This is a genomic window from Streptomyces sp. NPDC059452, from assembly GCF_042750035.1.
Classification (GTDB): domain Bacteria; phylum Actinomycetota; class Actinomycetes; order Streptomycetales; family Streptomycetaceae; genus Streptomyces.
The window spans coordinates 166,852-185,293 of record NZ_JBHYVE010000006.1 but is presented as its reverse complement, the minus strand read 5'-3'; the positions used below and the strand labels follow the sequence as shown (position 1 = coordinate 185,293).

Genomic DNA, 18,442 nt, shown 5'->3' with positions numbered 1-18,442 from the left:
CCGGGCGCTCACGGTGCCGCAGCGGGAATCATGGCGGTCGGCACCACCCCTGCGGTGGCGCCGACGGCATACCCGGAGTGACGAGAGGAAGCGGGCGGGAGCATGACGGGGACGGGTGACTACACGATCGCTTCGCTGGATACGGGGCTCCGCGCCATGCGGCTCTTCCTCACCCATGACACCCTCACGGTCACCGAGGCCGCCGAGCGGCTCTCCGTCGGACGGTCCACCGCGCACCGGGTGCTGAGCACGCTGGAGAGCCGGGGGTTCGCGATCCGGGACACCTCGGGGCGCGGCTACGCGGCGGGGCCGGAGCTCGTGCGGCTGGGTCGGCCCGCCGGATTCGGCCGCGCGGCCCGCGAACGGCTGGGGCCGGTGCTGGCGGACGCGGCCGGGCGGACCGGCGAGACGGTGTGGAGCGTGGCGCTCATCGGCGACCAGGTCATCGTCACCGACGGCCGCGAGTCGGCCCATCCGGTGCGCGTGGCACTGGAGTTGGGGCGGACGGGTTCGGCCCACGCGGGGGCGGGCGGCAAGCTGCTGCTCTCCCGGATGACGGCGGACCAGGTGTGCGCGCTCTATCCGTACGAGGAGCTGGAGCCGGTCACCCCGGCCACGCTCACCTCGCGGACGGCCCTGCTGGACGAGCTGGCCCTGATCCGCCGGACCGGGCACGCCGTCAGCCGGGGCGCGTCCGTCCCGGGCATGACCACGGTGGCCGTATCACTGGCCGGGTCCAGTTGGCGCGACCGGCTGGCCCTGGTGGCGGCGGCCCCGACGGACCGGTCCGACGACGCCGCGCTGGCCGAACGGGCGGAGCGGCTACGGGAGTCGGCGGCGCTGCTTGTACGGTCCGGGCCGACGCCTGGCCCATGACCCCGCCCGTACGGCCCCGATCAGCGCCGCGCCCCGCCGATCCGCCCCTCCAACTGCACCAGCAACGCGCTGAGCCGGGTGCTGAGTTCGCTCCGGCTCTGCTCGTCGAGTCCGGAGAGCACGGTCCGCTCGTACGCAAGTTGCTCGGGCAGCAGCCGGTCGACCAGGGCGCGGCCCTCCTCGGTGAGGCGGACGTGGGCGACCCGCCGGTCCCGCTCGTCGCCCCGGCGGTCCACCAGGCCGCGTTCCTGGAGGGCCCGCAGCCGCTTGGTGACGGCCGCGCCGGAGGAGAAGGTCTCGCGGGCCAGCTCACCCGGGGTCAGCTCGCGGTCGGTACGGCGTACGGCACCGAGCAGGTCGAACTCGGGCCGGGTCAGCCCGGCGGAGCGCAGCGGGGCGTCCTCCGCCTGCTGGAGCAGCGCGGCACAGCGGTTGATCCGGCCGATGAGCTCCATCGGTCCGGTGTCCAGCTCGGGGTTGACGGCCTTCCACTGCCGCACCACCGAGGCAACGATGTCGTCGGTCACTCCGCTCCGATCGAAAGGGCGTGGACCACCCCGCCGCGCCGCGTCTGCGGGGCGCGGACCTGCGGTCCCAGCCGTTGTGCTGTAGCGGCGAGCGTACGGTGTCCGGCCCGCTCGGCCGCGAGAAGCCGCTGCTCGGGCAGGACGCGCTGCCACCACTCCCCCGCCGCCGTGTCGGCGGCCTCGCGCAGTTCGACGAGGCTCGCGGTCAGTGCGCGGCGGGCCCGGTCCAGCTCGGCGGAGGCGGCGGGGGGCCGTTCGGCGGAGGCCACGTGGGCCCGTTCGGGGCGGGCGGCGGCCCGGGCCCGTTCGGCGTACGCCCTTTCGGTGGCGGTGCGGGCCCGTTCGGTGGCCTCCAACGCGCGCTCCACCCGCCCAGCCGCCCGCCGGTTGGTGACGAGCGTCGCGGCCAGGAAGCCGACGAGCGCGCCGAGGACGGTGTCCAGGACCCGGTCACCGATCAGCTCCCCGGCCGGGTGGGCGCCGCCGAACTCCAGGACCAGGAGGGCCATCGGGGTGACGGCGACGGAGCCGAGCCAGTAGTTCCGGGTGATCAGCGCCTCGGCGGCGAAGGCGAAGAAGAGACAGCACAGGACGAGCGCGAGCGGTCCGGTACGGGAGAGCGGCAGGACGGCAGCGAAGACGAGGACGCCCAGGAGGTTGCCGAGGGTGCGCTGGAGGGCCCGGTTCCAGGTCAGGGTGACATTGGCCTGGTAGAGGGAGGCGGCGGTGACGATGGCCCAGTAGGGGCGGCCGACACCGAGGGCGGCGCAGAGGTAACCGGCGAGCGCGCAGCCGATGAGCGTACGGGCGGCGACGGGCAGCAGGGGCGACCCGGGGCCGAGGCTCCGCAGCAGGGCACGGCGTGCGGCGCGACGGCCTTCGGGCCCGCGCAGGACGGCACCTTCGGCCTCGATCCCGTACGGCTCGGTGCGCTCGGCTCTGATCCCGTACGGCTCGGTCCGCTCGACCCCGGACCCGTACAGCTCGTCGGCCGTGCCGGGGGCGGGCGGCGGTGCGGGGACGGGGCCCCTGGCACGGGTCAGGGCGGCCCAGGATCGCAGCCGGTCCGGGGCGGCCGCGCCTCGCCCGAGGGGTCCCGAGGCCCGGCCGGGCCCAGGCCACACCCCGGCGGTGGCCGCTTCGGCGTGCGCCACCAGCCGTTCCAGGGCGCGCCGTACGGGCGTGGGCCGGCCGGAGGCGAGCAGGCACTGCCAGGCGGCGTGCGCGGCGGTGGCCGCCCCGTGGCGCGTACGGGGCCCGGGGTCGGCCACGCAGTCGGCGGCGGCGTCGAGCGCCCGCGCGACGGCCCGGCGCTCGGGCCCCTCCCGGCGGATCAGCGCGGGCCCGACGCAGACCAGCCAGGCGACCGCCCCGGCGGCCAGGGTCAGGGCGAGGTGGGCCGGGACCTGGCCGAGGCGCTGCGGGGCGAACAGCGCGGCGGAGCTGACGAAGGTCAGGATCACCTGGCCGGGCGGGCCGGTCCGGTGCGCGTCGCACAGGACCTTCTGCGCGGCCGCGAGGAGCGCGCCGACCGCCACGAGCACGGCGGTGGAGTGTGTGAGCGAGGCGGTGACCAGCGCGACCGCGAGCCCGGCGGACATGCCCAGGACAACGCCCGCCACGGTCCGGGCGCGCCGGGCGTACGGCAGGCCGTGCCCGTACAGCGCACAGAGCGAACCGGCCATCGTGTACATCACGAGGTCGAGCCGGCCGACGGCCAGGAGCGTCAGATGCGGTACGGCGGAGGCGACGACCACGCTCAGCGCGGGCTTGAACCAGATGTCCGAGGGGCGTTGGAGCCGGAGCGGGGCCACCAGGGGGAAGGTGCGGCCGGCGGGCCGCCCGGGGCGGACAGGTGTATCACTCACCCATACACGTTAGCAGGTGTTACACCCGTAAAAGACTGACGGCGGGGAGGCGGGAACAGCAGGGCGCCGCCACCCCCGAAGGGGCGGCGGCGCCGGGTCGGTCCCAGGTGGCGCACGGTCAGCCGAGGCCGCGGGCGTCCTGCTTGAGCGCGGTGTCCACCGTCAGGGCCGTGGCCACGACGAGGCTCAGCAGCGGCTCGGGCAGCCGCTGGTGGATCTGGAGCACGTAGTTGTCGGCCGTCGTGAACATGGTCTTCGCGAGGCCTTCCCAGGTCTTGGTGATCCGGGCGATCTCGGTGCCGTGCTGGTCGACGATGGCGAAGTTCCAGGCGCGCCAGTTCTCCGCCTTGATCGCGCCGACCTGCACACCCCCGGCCATCATCGCGAAATTGATCTTGCCGATCGCGTTCTGCTGCACGATCTCGCCGACCGGCTGCCCGTCGGGGCGCTGGACGATGACACGGGACTTGATGAACTTCGCCGGGCGGGTCAGCAGGAGCTGCGGCCGGCCGTGCGCGTCGCGGATCTCCAGCCGGTGCGTCAGGTACTGGTCGATGCTGGTGAGGAAGCGGAGCACCTTGCGCAGCGCACCCTGGCCGACCTGGACGACCGAGCCGACGGTCGCACCGTGCTGGTCGAACACCCGGTACTCGTTCGTCACCTCGATCAGCTTGGCCTTCTGGTTCACCACCAGGACCGGCTGATCGAAGAGCGAGCCACCGGAGACGGGCTGTTGACCGGCGGCCTGGTGGCCGACCGGATCCGGATACTGACCGGCGGGCTGCTGCTGACCGGCGGGCTGCTGCCCGACCGACTGCTGGGCGGCCGGCTGCTGGGCGGGGAGCCCCGCGGCGGCCGGGGGCTGCTGGCCGCCGGCGGGATGCGTGTGCCCGGTCCACTGGCTGCCGTCCCAGTAGCGCAGCAGCTGAGGCGCGCCATGAGGATCCGGGAACCAGCCCGCGGCTATGTTCGATTGCGTGGTCACTGGGGCACACTATCCCGCAGGCCCAGTGACCCATATTCTTTGAATCTTCATACACCTACTACGATGACGGGCCATGACCACGGTGAGCGCTCGGACCGACCGGCAGCGGTACCGCTCACGCGTGCCCGTCTCGCTGGGCTGGGTGTTCGTCCTGCTCGCCGTGCTCTTCTGCTGCTCGGTCGCAGCCTCGGCCGCCGCCGCGCCCGTGGCGGTGGGCGCCGGGAGCCCCGCCCCCGTACGGACACTGACTCCGGTGCCCGACGCGGCCGTCGAACGCATGGTCATGGCCGTCCCCGCCGACCGGGGGCTCGGCACCTCGTGCCACGGCGGCTCGACCCACTCGGCGGCCATCGTGCTCCCGGTGCCGTCCGCCCCCGTTGCGCTCCCCTCCCCCGTGGCCCTCCGTCCCGTCGCCCCGCTGACCGGGACGGCCGCCATCCGGGGGCCCGCCCACGACGGTGCCCACTCCGTCGATCAGCTGCGTCTTCAGGTTCAACGGATCTAGAGCCGGGTCCGCTCCCCCTCCGCGCCTCGTGCCGGAGTCCGGGGGCGGCCGCCCGTATGCCCTGTTTCCCCTCCCCACCCCTGTATCGACCCATCCCTGCATCGACCGGATGCGTCCGCAGCATCCGCTGAACGACGAGGACCTTTCATGGCTGCCGCCAAGAACCAGAACTCCCCCGCCGCCGTCCGCCGCGCCAAGCTCGAAGAGGCCCGCCGCAAGGAGCGCGCCCGTGAGCGCCGGGGCCGTCTCCTCACCATCGGCGCGTCGGTCGCCGTGGTCACCGCGCTGGTCGCCGGAGGCGGCTACCTGGTGTACCAGGCGAACGAGAAGGAGAAGGCCGCCAGTGGCCCCATCTCCGGTGAGCGCACGTGGAAGGACCTGAAGCAGGGCCACGTGGAGACGAAGGTCGACTACCCGATGACCCCGCCCGTCGGGGGTGACCACAGCCAGGTCTGGATGAACTGCAACGCGGACGTCTACACCGAGGAGATACCGAACGAGAACGCCGTCCACTCCCTGGAGCACGGTGCCGTCTGGGTCACGTACAACGAAGACGCCTCGGAGGCCGACATCAAGACGCTCACGGAGAAGGTCAAGAAGACCCCGTACTCCCTGATGAGCCCGGTCAAGGACCAGAAGGACCCGCTGATGCTCAGTGCGTGGGGGAAGCAGGTCACGGTGAAGGACGCCTCGGACTCCCGCGTCGGGCAGTTCTTCAGCAAGTACGTGCAGGGCCCGCAGACGCCCGAGCCGGGCGCCGCCTGCACGGGCGGGCGCGACAAGTGACCGCCCTGACGAGCCCCGGGCCCGCCACCCGCCGGATGGTGCTCGCGGGCGCCGCCGTGCTGCTGCTGGCGGTGGGGCTGGTGGTGCTGATGGTCGTACGGCCGTCCGCGGCCTCCCCGTCCGGGAGGGCGGCGCTGTCCGCTCCGGCGGAGGAGTCGGCGGACGCCGGGTTCGCCCGGGACATGATGATCCACCATCAGCAGGCGGTCGAGATGTCGTTCATCGTGCGCGACCGCACCGACGACGAGGACGTGCGGCGGCTGGCGTACGACATCATCAACACCCAGGCCAACCAGCGCGGCATGATGCTGGGCTGGCTGGAGCAGTGGGGTCTCCCCAAGAGCTCGGCCGAGCCGCCGATGGCGTGGATGGGGCACGCCTTCGAGCCGACCGACGACGGTTCGCTGATGCCCGGCATGGCCACCGACGCCGAACTCGACGCGCTGAAGGCCGCCGAGGGCAAGAAGGCCGAGGTGCTCTTCCTGCGGCTGATGACCGTGCACCACCGCGCGGGTGTCGACATGGCTCAGGCGGGCGTCGAGAAGGCCGGGACGGACGTCATCCGGAACCTGGCACAGGGCATGGTCAAGGGCCAGGAGTCCGAGATCGGGCTGATGACGGACATGCTGAAGGCCCGGGGCGCCAAGCCGTGAGTGCGGGGCGGCCCCGCTCCCCGGACGTTCCCGGATCCTCCCGGGGTCTCCGGGAGGGGGCCGCCCCCGCCGTACTGCCCGTGGTGCCCGGCATCACATAGGCTCGGCGACGATATGAAGAGCATCCTCACTCCGCTGGGGCCCAAGGCCGACAAGGACACCGTGCGGCGGCACAATCTGAGCCTGGTACTGCGAGCCGTGCGGGACGAGGGCGAGAGCGGGGAGGCGACCCGCGCCGGAGTGGCCGCCCGGGTCGGACTGACCCGGGCCGCGGTCTCCTCGCTCGTCGAGCAGCTCATGGACAGCGGCTTCCTCACCGAGTCGGGCAAGACGTTCAGCGGGCAGGCCGGGCGCCCCGGCACCGCGCTGAAGGTGGCCCGCACCGGTCCCGCCGGGCTCGGCGTGGAGATCAACATCGACTACGTCTCGGTCTGCGTCGTCGACCTCGCGGGGACCGGCCGGGTCCGGCAGACCGAACACCTCGACAACCGGGGCACGTCCGCCGAGGAGGTCCTCGCCCGCGCCGCCCGGATCGCCGCGCGGACCCTGGACTCGGCGCGCGAGCAGGAGCTGCGGCCGGTGGGCGCCACGCTGGCGCTGCCCGGTCTGGTCTCCGGCGGAGCGGTACGGCAGGCCCCCAACCTCGGCTGGAACGAGGTCCCGGCACAGGAGCTGTTCGCGGACGCGCTCGCCACGCTGCGCCCCGGCCACCGGGCGCTGCCGGTCGCCTCGGAGAACGAGGCCAATCTCGCGGCGCTGGCCGAGCTGTGGTTCGGCGGCCTCGGTGACGTACGCAGCTTCCTGTATCTGACCGGTGAGATCGGGGTCGGCGGCGCGCTCGTGCTGAACGGTGAGCTGTTGCGCGGTGCGCACGGGTTCGCCGGGGAGATCGGCCATGTGGTGGTGGACCCGGACGGGCCGGAGTGCCGGTGCGGGTCCCGGGGCTGTCTGGAGCAGTACGCCGGACAGACGGCGCTGCTGCGGACGGCCTGGGTCGAGGGGGCCGGGGGCGGCGGTGGAGTGGTGGAGCTGGAGCGGCGCGCGCGGGCCGGGGACGAACGGGCGGTGGCCGCGCTCTCCGGGGCGGGGCGGATGCTGGGCCGGGTGGTGTCGGGGGCGGTGAACCTGGTCGACCCGGACGCGGTGGTGCTCGGCGGGATCTACCGGGGCCTGATGCCGTGGCTGGCACCGCCCGCCGACGAGGAGCTGGCCGGCCGGGTGGTGTCGGGGCTCTGGACCCGGGACAGCGGTCGGCTCCGCGCCTCATCGGTGGCGGGGGACGCGGCACGGGGCGCGGCGGCGCTGGTGGTGCAGGACGTGCTGGACGACCCGGTGGCGTACGCGGAGCCGTCGGGGGTGTGAGGCGGGGGCGACCAAGGGGGCGTACGGGACACCGGCCCCGCGGCGCCCGGGGCGTGAGGCACCGGCCCGGCGCCTCTCCAGGAGCCGGGCCACACCCCCGTACCGTCAGCGCACCCCCAGCAGATGGTCCATGGCCAGCTGGTCCAGCGCCTCGAAGGCCATCCCGCGGGTCGCGGCACCGGCCACGTCGAACTCCTCGTACGCCGTGCGGTCGGCGAGCAGGGCCGCGAGGCCGTCCCCCGCCGTCGGGCGGGCCAGTTCGTCCAGGCGGGAGGCCCGCAGCGCCGCCCGCACCTCGGGGTCGGCGCGGAAGGCCGCCGTACGCTCCTTGAGGATCAGGTAGTTGCGCATGCACCCGGCGGCCGAGGCCCAGACGCCGTCGTGGTCCTCGGTGCGCGGGGGCTTGAAGTCGAAGTGGCGCGGGCCCTCGTAGCCGCTCTCCAGCAGGTCGACGAGCCAGAACGCCTGGCGCAGGTCGCCCGCGCCGAAGCGGAGGTCCTGGTCGTACTTGATGCCCGACTGGCCGTTGAGGTCGATGTGGAAGAGCTTGTCCGCCCACATCGCCTGCGCGATGCCGTGCGGGAAGTTGAGCCCGGCCATCTGCTCGTGGCCGGTCTCGGGGTTGACGCCGACCAGCTCGGGGCGCTCCAGGCGCTCGATGAAGGCGAGGGCGTGGCCGATCGTGGGCAGCAGGATGTCACCGCGCGGCTCGTTCGGCTTGGGCTCGATGGCGAAGCGGAGGTCGTAGCCCTGCTCGGTGACGTACTCCCCCAGCAGGTCAAAGGCCTCCTTCAGCCGGTGCAGGGCGAGGCGGACGTCCTTCGCCGCGCCGGACTCCGATCCCTCGCGGCCGCCCCAGGCGACGAAGGTGGTGGCGCCGAGTTCGACGGCGAGGTCGATGTTGCGCAGGGTCTTGCGGAGCGCGTAACGGCGTACGTCCCGGTCGTTGGCGGTGAAAGCGCCGTCCTTGAAGACCGGGTGGGTGAACAGGTTCGTCGTCACCATGGGCACGACGAGCCCGCTCGCGTCGACCGCCTGCCGGAACCGCTTGACGATCGCCTCGCGCTCCGTCTCCGTCGAGCCGAAGGGGATCAGGTCGTCGTCGTGGAAGGTGACGCCCCAGGCGCCCAGTCCGGCCAGCCGCTGTACGGACTCGACGGGGTCGAGGGCCGCGCGGGTGGCATCACCGAAGGGGTCGCGGCCCTGCCAGCCCACGGTCCACAGACCGAAGCTGAACCTGTCCTCGGGGGTGGGGGTGAACCTGTCCCCGGAGGTGGGGGTGAAGCGTTCCGTCATCGTCGTCCGACCGCCTTCGCCTGCCGTCGGGAGCCGAGGCCGCGCGCCCGGCACCCTATTTGTTTACTGTCATGACTAATCATGCACACGGCCTCCGCCCGGCGTAACCCCCTGGTTGAAGGCGAGCGGGCCGGGGGCCTGTTGCCCGGGCCGTGGATCACGTAATTTGTTCGCGGCACAGCCGAATGAGCCCCACCTCGCCACCCGAAAGAGGCCGCCCATGTCGTCACGTACCGTCGTCATCGGCGTGGACAGCTCCACCCAGTCCACCAAGGCCGCCGTGATCGACGCCGTGACCGGTGAGCAGCTCGCCGTGGGTCGCGCCCCGCACGTCGTGACCGGGGAGGGCGGCGCCCGGGAGAGCGATCCGGAGATCTGGTGGCGGGCGCTGGGCGACGCGGTGGTGACCGGGCTGAAGGAGTCAGGGCTGCCCGCCCGCTCGGTCACCGGCATCGCGGTGGCCGGACAGCAGCACGGGCTCGTCGTGGTGGACCGCTCGGGCCGTCCGCTGCGGCCCGCGCTGCTGTGGAACGACACCCGCTCCGCCCCGCAGGCCGCCGCCCTCACCACCGCGCTCGGCGGGCCCGGCGCCTGGACCGCGCGGACCGGTTCGGTGCCGGTGGCCTCGATCACCGCCGCCAAGTGGCAGTGGCTGCGCGAGAACGACCCCGAGGCGGCGAAGGCCGCCGTGGGTGTGCGGCTGCCGCACGACTTCCTGACCGAACGCCTCGCGGGCACCGCCGCGACCGACCCCGGGGACGCCTCCGGCACCGGCTGGTACGCCACCGCGACCGGCGCGTACGACCCTGAACTGCTGGACCTCCTCGGCCTGGACCCGGCCCTCCTCCCCGAGGTCGCGCCCACCGGGGCCACCCGGATCGGTTCGCTCACGGACGCGGCGGCCGAGGCGCTGGGGCTGCCCCCGGGCATCGCGGTGGCGGCGGGGACGGGCGACAACATGAGCGCGGCCGTGGGCCTCGGGCTGGGCGGGTCCGGGCTGCTGGACCACCCGGTCCTCTCCCTCGGCACCTCGGGCGTGGTCTTCGCCGCCTCCCGTACCCGCTCCACCGACCCGGCGCTCTCCGGGTTCGCCGCCGCCGACGGTACGTGCCTCCCGCTGGCCTGCACCCTCAACTGCACGCTCGCCGTGGACAAGGTCGCCACCCTCCTCGGCCTGCACCGCGAGGACACGGCCCCCGGCGGCGAAGCCGTACTCCTGCCCTACCTCGACGGCGAACGCACCCCCGACCTGCCCACCGCCTCCGGCCTCCTCACCGGCCTGCGCCACGACACCACCCCGCAGCAACTCCTCGGCGCCGCCTACGAGGGCGCGGCCGTCACCGTCCTGCGGGCGCTGGACACGCTGCTACGGGCCTGCGGCCTGGATCCCGACGCCCCCGAGGTGGCCGCCCGCCCGCTGCGGCTGATCGGCGGCGGGGCGCAGGGGCGAAGCTGGGTGGAGACGGTCCGCCGACTCTCCGGCCGCCCGCTCGTCATCCCGGCGGGCGGCGAGCTGGTGGCCCTCGGCGCGGCGGCGCTCGCCGCCTCCGCAGCGGGCGGCGGGGACCCGGTGGCGCTGGCGACCTCCTGGGGCGCGGGCGACACGGGACACCAACTCGACGCGCGGGAGCGGGACATGGAGACCTGGCAGCGGGTCACCTCGGTGCTGGACCGGGCCTCTGCGCCACTGCTCGGCGGCTGACGGGCGGACCGACGCCGGTTGCCGACGACCCCAGTTGGGAATACCAACTGATTTTCCATAAGATCCGGCGATGATCACAAGAAAACGGCTGACGACCGGGGTGTGCATAGCGCTCGCCACCCTGGCCGCCGGACTCGGCTCCGCGCTCCCGGCCGCCGCCGACGGACCACCCGCACCCCCCGCCCCCAAGGTCGAGCTGGTCCTTGACGTCAGCGGCTCCATGCGCACCCGCGACATCGACGGCCAGTCCCGGATGTCCGCCGCCAAGCAGGCGTTCAACGACGTCCTGGACGCGGTTCCCGAACAGGTCCACCTCGGCATCCGTACCCTGGGCGCCGACTATCCGGGCGACGACCGAAAGGTCGGCTGCAAGGACACCAGGCAGCTCTACCCGGTCGGCCCGCTGGACCGTACCGAGGCCAAGACCGCTGTCGCCACCCTCGCCCCCACCGGCTGGACCCCGATCGGCCCCGCGCTGCTCGGCGCGGCCGACGATCTCGAAGGCGGCGACGGCACCCGCCGGATCGTCCTCATCACGGACGGCGAGGACACCTGCGGTCCGCTCGACCCGTGCGAGGTGGCCCGGGAGATCGCCGCGCGCGGCACCCACCTGGTCATCGACACGCTCGGCCTGGTGCCCAACGCCAAGATCCGACAGCAGCTCACCTGCATCGCCGACGCCACCGGCGGCACCTACACCGCCGTCCAGCACAAGGACGAACTCTCGCGCCGCGTCACGCAGTTGGTGGAGCGGGCGGCCGAGCCGACGGTCACCCCGGTGGCGACCGAGGGGGCGGCAAGCTGCGCCGCCGCGCCCAAGCTGGAGCCGGGCCTCTACACCGACCGCGAGAAGATCGGCGAACACCGCTGGTACCGGGTCGACGTGCTGCCCGGCCAGGAGCTGCGCGCCTCGGCGAGCGTGGCGGCGGACCGTGCCGTCGACAACGACTACGGCGTGCTGCTGCGCGCGGTGACGGTCCATGGCCGCGAGATCGTCCGGGGCTCGGAGTCCGGCACCGGACGTACGGATGTGATCTCGTCCGGCCTGCGCTACCCGAAGGCCGAAGTGGCGGACGGCGACGACGGCAGCGGAAAGCCCGCCGCCGAGACCGTATGCCTCCAGCTCGCCAACTCCTTCTCCGCGCCCGCCTCGGTGAAGAGGTCGCCCGGTCTGCCGGTCGAGCTGACCGTGGACCTGGTGGACGGACCGGACCGGGCGTCCGACGTGGCGGCCTTCGGCCTGGGCCGGGGCTGGTGGCTGCTCGGCGTCCTCGTCCTGACCGGACTGGTCGCGGGTCTGCTGACCGGCTGGCTCACGCGCTGGCGCATCGCCGTATGGAGGACCCACTGATGGTGACGACGACATCCCGCCGCTCCCGTCCCCGCACCGCGCGGCGCGCGTTCGCCGGGGCGCTGCTCGCCGGGCTGACCCTGTTCACCTCGGCGGGCGCGGCCGTGGCCGACGGCCCGTCGGCGAGCGCGAGCCCCGGTGACGAGGGCTCGGGACCCACCGAGGCGGGCACCACCTTCCGCACGGCGACCCCGCTCCAGCAGGGCCAGACCGGCAGCGCGAAGGCGTCGGCGGGCGACTACCTGTACTGGGTGTTCCCCGCCGACATCGGCCAGCGCGCCACCGTCCGAGCGACGGTCAAGCTGCCGCAGGACGAGGCGAAGCGCTCGGGCTCCACCTGGCAGATCGACGTGTACGACGGGCTGCGCCGCCGCCAGGCGTGCCAGTACGGCCACCAGACCAGGAAGGCGGTGGCCGACGCGTCGGCGGTCGAGCTGTCCTGTGTGCTGCGCACCGTACGGTCCTGGTCCGAACCGTGGGCCAACGACCCGCTGCCGGGCAGCTACTACGTGCGGCTGACGGTCGTGAACCTCCCGGCCGACGAGCTCGGGCTGCCGTTCGAGGCCGAGGTGCGGGCCGACTCGGTGGACCAGGGCGGCGCCCACCACGTGGACGGCACGCTCGCCGAGCCGCTGGTGCCGGGCGTTTCGATCGCCTCGGCGGGTGACGCGGGCGCTTCGGCGGCGCCCAAGGCCCCGACGGCCGCCGATCCGGAGGACGGCTGGGCCTCCGGCTGGTGGACCGGCCGCTGGCTGTGGACGGTCGGCGGCGGGGTGCTCGCCGCGCTCGCGGCCGTGTTCGGCTACTCGCTGACGCGGGGCCGGGGCCGCCCGGCGCACGTACCGCACGGGGTCTGAGAGAGCCGCGGCCGCGCTTTCCGTACAGGGTCCGGGAGGCCTGCGGCCGCGCCTCCCGGGCCCACGGTCGGGGCCTGACGGCCCGTCCAGGGGTGTCGCCGACTGGCAGCCTCCCCGCCCCTCGAAGATCCTGAACGGGACCGCTTCGAGACGGGGAGGCACGGCCGGTGTGGCAGTTCTTCGCGGACAACCCCTGGGTGACCGTGTTCGCGGTGATCGCGCTGGGTGCGCTGCTCGGCCTGGTCCGCTTCGGCCCGGTGAGGCTGGGGGCGGCCGGTGTCCTCTTCGTCGGCCTGCTTGTGGGCGCGCTGGACGAGGACATCGCCGCCGCCGTACCCGCCGGGGTCTCGGCGCTGGGTCTGGCCCTGTACGTGTACACGGTCGGCCTGGAGTCGGGCCCCTCGTTCTTCCGTGAACTGCGCGGCCAGCTCGCGGTGATGGCGGGGGCCGTGGTGGCCCTGGCCGTCACGGCGGTGGTGGTCGGCCTCGTCGGGCACGGCTGGTTCGGCATCAGCGGCCCGTTCCTGGCGGGCGGCTACGCGGGCATCGGGACCACCACCCCCGGTCTGGCCGCCGCCCAGGACGCCTCGGCCGACCCGGCCCAGCCCGCTGTCGGGTACGCCATCGGCTACCCGCTCGCCGTCGTCATCACGATCATGTTCGTCTCGGCCGTCGCGGCCCGCCGCACCTGGGTGGCCCGCCGCGACCCCGGCTCGGGTCTCCCCTCCACCCTCATCACCCGTACGGTCCTGGTGGCCCGGGAAACCCGCTGGGCCGAGGTCCCCGGGGTGGCCGCGCACCGAGTGCTGGCCAGTGTGTACCGCCCCGCCGGGGCCACCTCGCGGGTCGCCCGGGAGCTGGACCGCCTCACCCCCGGTGACCAGGTCGTCCTGGTGGGCGGCGAGGACGACGTACGGGCGGCGACGCGGGCGCTCGGGACACAGGCGCCCCATCACCTCCTGGACGACCGCTCCACGGTGGACTACCGGCGGGTCCTGCTCACCAACCCCGACCTGGCCGGGCGCACGGTGGCCGAACTGGGCCTGGGCGAGAAGTACGGGGCCGTGGTCAGCCGCGTGCGGCGCGGGGACTTCGACATGCTCGCCCACGACGATCTGCTGCTCCAGCTCGACGACCGCGTCCGGGTGGTCATGCCGCGCGAGCGGACGGGCGAGGTCACGACGTACCTGGGCGACACGGAGGCGAAGGTCAGCGAGGTGAGCGCGGTCAGCCTGGGCCTCGGCCTCGCACTGGGCTTCCTGATCGGCATCCCCTCCCTCACCCTGGGCTCCACCACCCTCGCCCTCGGCACCGGAGCCGGACCGCTGGTGATGGGCATGATCCTGGGGTGGCGCCGCCGCACCGGGCCCCTGGTCTGGACCCTGCCGACCCGGGCCAACCTGACCCTGCGCCAGATCGGCCTGCTGCTCTTCCTCGCCGTGGTGGGGCTGACCTCGGGCTACTCGTTCCGCGAGAACGCCTTCTCGCTCTTCGGCCTGAAGCTGGTGGCGGTGCTGGCCATCGGTGCGGTGGTCAGCTACTCGCTGATGGTGCTGGTCGCCAAGGCGCTGGGGCAGAGCCGGGAGCGGACGATGGGGCTGCTGTCGGGCTATGTGGGCAACCCGGCGATCGTGGCGTACGCGAACAGCCGGGCGAGCGACAGCCGGATCAACAACGGCTACTCGACGCTCTTCGCGCTGGCCATCCTGGTCAAGATCGTCTGCATCCAGCTGATCGTGGGCCTCTGAGGGCTGCCCCGTGACGGCCTGATCATTGCAGCCGTACGCGGCAGCCATGAAGCGGTCGTAGCCTGTACCGGTGCTGACCTACGGCGAACTGACCGCGACCGAACGTGCCTTGTGGGACTCCTTCCCCGAAGGGCGGTGGGTGGACCTGCGCACCGGAGTGCCCGAGGACGACGATCCCGCCGGAGGGGCGCGGTGGGGGGCCGAGCGCACGGTCCGCGCCGAGGTCGTGGCCGCCCTTCTGCTGGGCGGCAACACGGAGCTGTCGGGCAGCGTCGCTTCCCTGCGCCTGGCCGGCGCACGGATCACCGGACACCTCGATCTGGCCGGTGCGGAGATCAGCCATCTGCTCTGGCTGAAGGAATGCCGCCTGGAGCAGGCGGTCGGCTTCTCGGCGGCCTCGACGCGGACGATCCGGATCACGGGCAGCTGGGTCCCCGGCGTGGACGGCGGACTGGCTCGTGTCGATGGCCATCTCGATCTGAGCGGGTCCGTGATGGAGGCGAACTGTCTCTCCCTCATCAACGCCCATGTGGCCGGGGAGCTGCTCCTGAACGGGGCCCGGATATCGGCGTCCAGGCGGTGGGCGGTCTTCGCGGGCGGCCTGGTCATGGGCGGTGCCGTCTTCTGCCGGAACGGCTTCACCGCGCGGGGCGGGGTGCGGCTGGTGGGCGCACAACTGCCCGGTGGCCTGTTCATGCAGGGCGCCCGCGTGGAGAACCCCGATGGTGAGGCGCTGGTCGCGGACAATGTGACGACCACGGTGGTGGACCTGTCCGGTGGCTTCGGCGCAACCGGGACCCTGCGGCTGCGGGGTGCGCAGATATCGGACCTGCTGACCCTTGAGGGAGCCACCCTCGGCGGCAGCGGCACGGCGCTGTTCGGCGTCGGGATGCAGGTGGGAACCTTCGACTTCGGCCTCGCCGCACAGCCTGCGGGAGCGGTGGACCTGCAGGGCGCCCGGGCAACCGTCCTGCTCGACCGTGAGCGGAGCTGGCCGGAGGAGGTGCGGCTGGACGGCTTCGTCTACGGCTCCCTCCGCTCCGAGGGGACCCCCTCGCAGAAAGATGTGACCCACCGCCTGGCCTGGCTCCGCCGGAACCCCGGCTACACCCCGCAGCCGTACGAACAGCTCGCCGCCTGCTACCGCCAGGCGGGCCATGAGGACGACGCCCGCAGGGTGCTGCTGGAGAAGCAGCGCCACCGCCGCGGCACCCTGCGCGCGCCCGGGCGGGTGTGGGGATATCTGCTCGACGGCGCCGTCGGTTACGGCTACCGGCCCTGGCTGGCCGCCCTGTGGATGACCCTGCTCTGCCTGCTCGGCAGCCTGGTGTTCAGCACCCGCTCACCGGTCCGCACGAAGGACGGGGAGGGCGACCCGTTCAACGCGCTCATCTACACCGTCGACCTGCTCTTCCCCATCGGCGACTTCGGCCAGCGCAGCGCCTGGCACTGGACCGGAACAACCCAGTGGCTGGCCTACCTCCTGATCGCCGCCGGCTGGCTCCTCACCACAGCCGTCGTCGCCGGTGTGTCCCGCACCCTGAACAGAAACTGACCCACCCCGGCGCTCACACGGCCCGTGACGGCAGTCCCCCGGCCCCCGGCCATCAGGTCATCAGGTCATCAGGTCATCAGGTCAGGCACGCTCGCTGAACCAGGCCCGGGACTCCGGCTGACTCGCGCGGACCAGGGAAAAGATCACCACGACCACCCAGGCGATCCCCAGGGCAAGCATGGGCAGCAGTTGGAAGAGCACCCAGGTGAAGGCCAGTGCGGTCCAGCCGTAAGCAACGGCGGAGAGGCGCACAGCGGCTTGGCGTGCGGGGAACTTGAGGGCCGTCAGGATGCCCCAGGCGGCGATCGCCAGCACGAGCACCCCGACGAAGATGATGATCCCCGCGTGGTCCTCGCCCGGAGTCGTGCAGCACGGGGTCGACGCGTCACCCTCGCCCCAGATGGCCGTCGCGACGGCCACACTGTTGGTCAACAGCCCCAGTCCGACGACGGCCTGCACCCCGCCGAGGACGGTCAGCAGCACGCGCAGGTTCCTGACCGGCGGGGGCATCATCCCGCCGTAACCGCCTGAGGCCCCACCGGGTGGGTTGCCGCTCGCCCTGGAGCGACCCGCCGACGCCCAGCCGTCCGGATCTCCCGCGCCACTCATACTCATCCCCCGTAGCTCACGCGTATACGCGCATGGTCCGCCGACCCGTACCGGTTGTCGAGCCCTGATCCGGCCAGGCTCTGTACGTCCCCAGGAGTGGGCCGACCTCCTCGGCACTTCGAATCCGGCAGCTCCTGCGGCTACGCTCGGCAACTCACCTGCCCCACAAGGCTGATGACGGATTCCGGCCACGGCGGTCCGACGTCCTGGCGGGGTGCCGACCCATCGCGTTCGATGGGTTCGAACGATTGCGCGCCGCCCGTGGCGCGCCCCAGGGAGCGGAGTCCTTCGATGTCCACGCAGACCGGCCCGGCGCTCGACACCCCGGCCCGCGGCCATGCGCTCGTACCGGGGCCCAAGGGGCTGCCGCTGCTGGGGAACCTGCCGCGGTTCGCGAAGAACCCGCTCGCCTTCTTCGAACTCCTTCGGGGACACGGGGACATGGTGCGCTGGCGGTTCGGGCGCAACCGCTGCGTGTTTCTCGCCGACCCGGACTGCATAGGCGAGTTGCTCACCGAGACGGAGCACTCCTTCGACCAGCCCCGGCTCGGGGTCGCCTTCCGCTCGGTGATGGGCAACGGGATCATCGTGGCGCGGGGCCGGGACTGGCGGCGTAAACGGTCGCTGGTCCAGCCCTCGGTGCGGCCCAAGCAGGTCAAGTCGTACGCGGCCACCATGGCGTCCTCCGCGGTGGAGCTGGCCGACGCCTGGTCGGACGGTGAACGCGTCGACGTCAAGCGGGAGATGGCGGCCCTGACGCAGAAGATCGCGGTGCGCACCATCTTCGGCGTGGACACCCCGGCGGACTCGGAGGCGATGGGCCGGGCCATGGACGTCGCCCAGATGGAGATCGGCAAGGAGTTCGCCGGGATCGGGGCGCTGCTGCCCGACTGGGTGCCGACCCCCGGCCGGGCGCGGATCAAGAAGGCCGCCGCGGTGATCGACGCCGAGGTGGGGCGGGTGGTGGCCCGGCACCGCGACGGTGAGACCGAACGCCCGGACCTGCTCAGCCGGTTGCTCACCGCCGTCGACGAGAGCGGGACACGGCTCAGCGACGAGGAGATCCGTGACGAGACGGTCACGCTGTACATCGGCGGTCACGAGACGACGAGTTCGACGCTGGTGTGGGCGTGGTACCTGCTCGCCCGCAACCCCCGGGTCCGGGAGGTCCTCGCCGGGGAGCTGGACCGGGTCCTCGGCGACCGGGAGCCGGGCTTCGACGACTACGCCCAACTGACGTACACCCAGGCCGTGGTGAAGGAGACCCTGCGGCTGTATCCCACCATCTGGCTGATCACCGGAGTGGCGAAGGAGGGTGCGCGGATCGGCGGGCTGCCGATTCCGGAGGGGACCCGGGTGTGGACCAGCCAGTGGTCCACACACCGTGACGCGCGGTGGTTCCCGGAGCCGGAGGAGTTCAGGCCCGAGCGCTGGGACGCGGAGAGGGGTGATGAGATCGCGGAGTACGCGTGGTTCCCGTTCGGCGGCGGGCCCCGCGTCTGCATCGGTACGCGCTTCGCGATGGTGGAGGCGGTCCTCATCCTGGCCGTGCTGGCCCGCCGCTTCGACCTGGACGTCGACCCCGGCGTCATCGAGCCCGTACCGAGTCTGACGCTTCAGCCGGACCGGGACGTGCTGGCCACCGTACGGGTACGGTGACCGGTCCGCCGGTGGGCGCCCGGCCCCGGGAAGGGGCCGGGCGCCCGGCCGTCAGCCGGCCGGCGGAAGCCACGTAGTCCAGACGTCCGGGTGGCGGTCGGTA

General features: G+C 73.1%; 16 protein-coding genes. 11 read left to right on the top strand and 5 right to left on the bottom strand.

Going from position 1 to position 18,442, the window contains the following annotated elements; genetic code table 11:
* Positions 1 to 102 precede the first annotated feature (102 nt).
* Positions 103 to 876 carry an IclR family transcriptional regulator gene (locus ACFW9Z_RS11525; RefSeq protein ID WP_384637966.1) on the top strand — a complete coding sequence of 258 codons (774 nt, stop codon included), beginning with the start codon at positions 103 to 105 and terminating at the stop codon, positions 874 to 876.
* Between the two features lie 20 nt (positions 877 to 896).
* Here ACFW9Z_RS11525 and ACFW9Z_RS11520 read toward each other — a convergent pair whose 3' ends face one another.
* From ACFW9Z_RS11520 to ACFW9Z_RS11510, 3 genes are all read right to left on the bottom strand, one after another.
* Positions 897 to 1,403 carry a MarR family winged helix-turn-helix transcriptional regulator gene (locus ACFW9Z_RS11520; RefSeq protein ID WP_384637964.1) on the bottom strand — a complete coding sequence of 169 codons (507 nt, stop codon included), beginning with the start codon at positions 1,401 to 1,403 and terminating at the stop codon, positions 897 to 899.
* Positions 1,400 to 3,271: an FUSC family protein gene (locus tag ACFW9Z_RS11515; protein ID WP_384637961.1), complete on the bottom strand. Its 1,872-nt coding sequence runs from the start codon at positions 3,269 to 3,271 to the stop codon at positions 1,400 to 1,402. Before ACFW9Z_RS11515 ends, ACFW9Z_RS11520 begins: the two co-directional genes overlap by 4 nt.
* A gap of 118 nt (positions 3,272 to 3,389) precedes the next feature.
* Complete coding sequence (locus ACFW9Z_RS11510; protein ID WP_384637958.1) at positions 3,390 to 4,256, bottom strand: phospholipid scramblase-related protein; 867 nt, start codon at positions 4,254 to 4,256, stop codon at positions 3,390 to 3,392.
* 73 nt (positions 4,257 to 4,329) lie between these two features.
* Between ACFW9Z_RS11510 and ACFW9Z_RS11505 the strand changes: the two genes are divergently transcribed.
* The 4 genes from ACFW9Z_RS11505 (at position 4,330) to ACFW9Z_RS11490 (ending at position 7,562) form a co-directional block, all read left to right on the top strand.
* Positions 4,330 to 4,761, top strand: coding sequence for a hypothetical protein (locus ACFW9Z_RS11505; RefSeq protein ID WP_384637956.1), 432 nt, complete (start codon positions 4,330 to 4,332; stop codon positions 4,759 to 4,761).
* Positions 4,762 to 4,908: 147 nt separating this feature from the next.
* A complete protein-coding gene (locus tag ACFW9Z_RS11500) occupies positions 4,909 to 5,547 on the top strand; it encodes a DUF3105 domain-containing protein (protein ID WP_384637953.1) in 639 nt (212 codons plus the stop codon).
* Complete coding sequence (locus tag ACFW9Z_RS11495) at positions 5,544 to 6,200, top strand: DUF305 domain-containing protein (protein ID WP_384637950.1); 657 nt, start codon at positions 5,544 to 5,546, stop codon at positions 6,198 to 6,200. The genes ACFW9Z_RS11500 and ACFW9Z_RS11495 overlap by 4 nt, the downstream gene beginning before the upstream one ends.
* A 114-nt stretch (positions 6,201 to 6,314) precedes the next feature.
* Positions 6,315 to 7,562, top strand: coding sequence for an ROK family protein (locus ACFW9Z_RS11490; RefSeq protein ID WP_384637947.1), 1,248 nt, complete (start codon positions 6,315 to 6,317; stop codon positions 7,560 to 7,562).
* A gap of 105 nt (positions 7,563 to 7,667) precedes the next feature.
* Here the strand turns inward: ACFW9Z_RS11490 and xylA are convergent, their stop codons facing one another.
* Entirely contained in the window at positions 7,668 to 8,858 is a 1,191-nt protein-coding gene (gene xylA / locus ACFW9Z_RS11485; protein WP_384637944.1) for a xylose isomerase, read from the bottom strand.
* 220 nt (positions 8,859 to 9,078) lie between these two features.
* Here xylA and xylB point away from each other — a divergent pair, with 220 nt between their 5' ends.
* The 5 genes from xylB to ACFW9Z_RS11460 all read left to right on the top strand — a co-directional run bounded on the left by xylB (position 9,079) and on the right by ACFW9Z_RS11460 (position 16,071).
* A complete protein-coding gene (gene xylB / locus ACFW9Z_RS11480) occupies positions 9,079 to 10,560 on the top strand; it encodes a xylulokinase (RefSeq protein WP_384637941.1) in 1,482 nt (493 codons plus the stop codon).
* 70 nt (positions 10,561 to 10,630) lie between these two features.
* Positions 10,631 to 11,911 (top strand): VWA domain-containing protein, encoded by a 1,281-nt coding sequence (locus ACFW9Z_RS11475; RefSeq protein ID WP_384637938.1) that lies wholly within the window; start codon positions 10,631 to 10,633, stop codon positions 11,909 to 11,911.
* Positions 11,911 to 12,768, top strand: coding sequence for a hypothetical protein (locus ACFW9Z_RS11470; RefSeq protein WP_384637936.1), 858 nt, complete (start codon positions 11,911 to 11,913; stop codon positions 12,766 to 12,768). The genes ACFW9Z_RS11475 and ACFW9Z_RS11470 overlap by 1 nt, the downstream gene beginning before the upstream one ends.
* Before the next feature lie 167 nt (positions 12,769 to 12,935).
* On the top strand, positions 12,936 to 14,516 hold the full coding sequence (locus tag ACFW9Z_RS11465; protein ID WP_384637933.1) for an aspartate:alanine exchanger family transporter: 1,581 nt from the start codon (positions 12,936 to 12,938) through the stop codon (positions 14,514 to 14,516).
* A 70-nt stretch (positions 14,517 to 14,586) separates the two neighbouring features.
* Positions 14,587 to 16,071 (top strand): oxidoreductase, encoded by a 1,485-nt coding sequence (locus ACFW9Z_RS11460; protein WP_384637930.1) that lies wholly within the window; start codon positions 14,587 to 14,589, stop codon positions 16,069 to 16,071.
* 81 nt (positions 16,072 to 16,152) lie between these two features.
* On the opposite strand, the gene ACFW9Z_RS11455 is transcribed toward ACFW9Z_RS11460, so the two are convergent.
* Entirely contained in the window at positions 16,153 to 16,554 is a 402-nt protein-coding gene (locus tag ACFW9Z_RS11455; RefSeq protein ID WP_384637927.1) for a hypothetical protein, read from the bottom strand.
* A 417-nt stretch (positions 16,555 to 16,971) separates the two neighbouring features.
* On the opposite strand from ACFW9Z_RS11455, the gene ACFW9Z_RS11450 reads away from it, so the two are divergent.
* On the top strand, positions 16,972 to 18,339 hold the full coding sequence (locus tag ACFW9Z_RS11450) for a cytochrome P450 (protein WP_384637924.1): 1,368 nt from the start codon (positions 16,972 to 16,974) through the stop codon (positions 18,337 to 18,339).
* Positions 18,340 to 18,442: the final 103 nt, after the last annotated feature.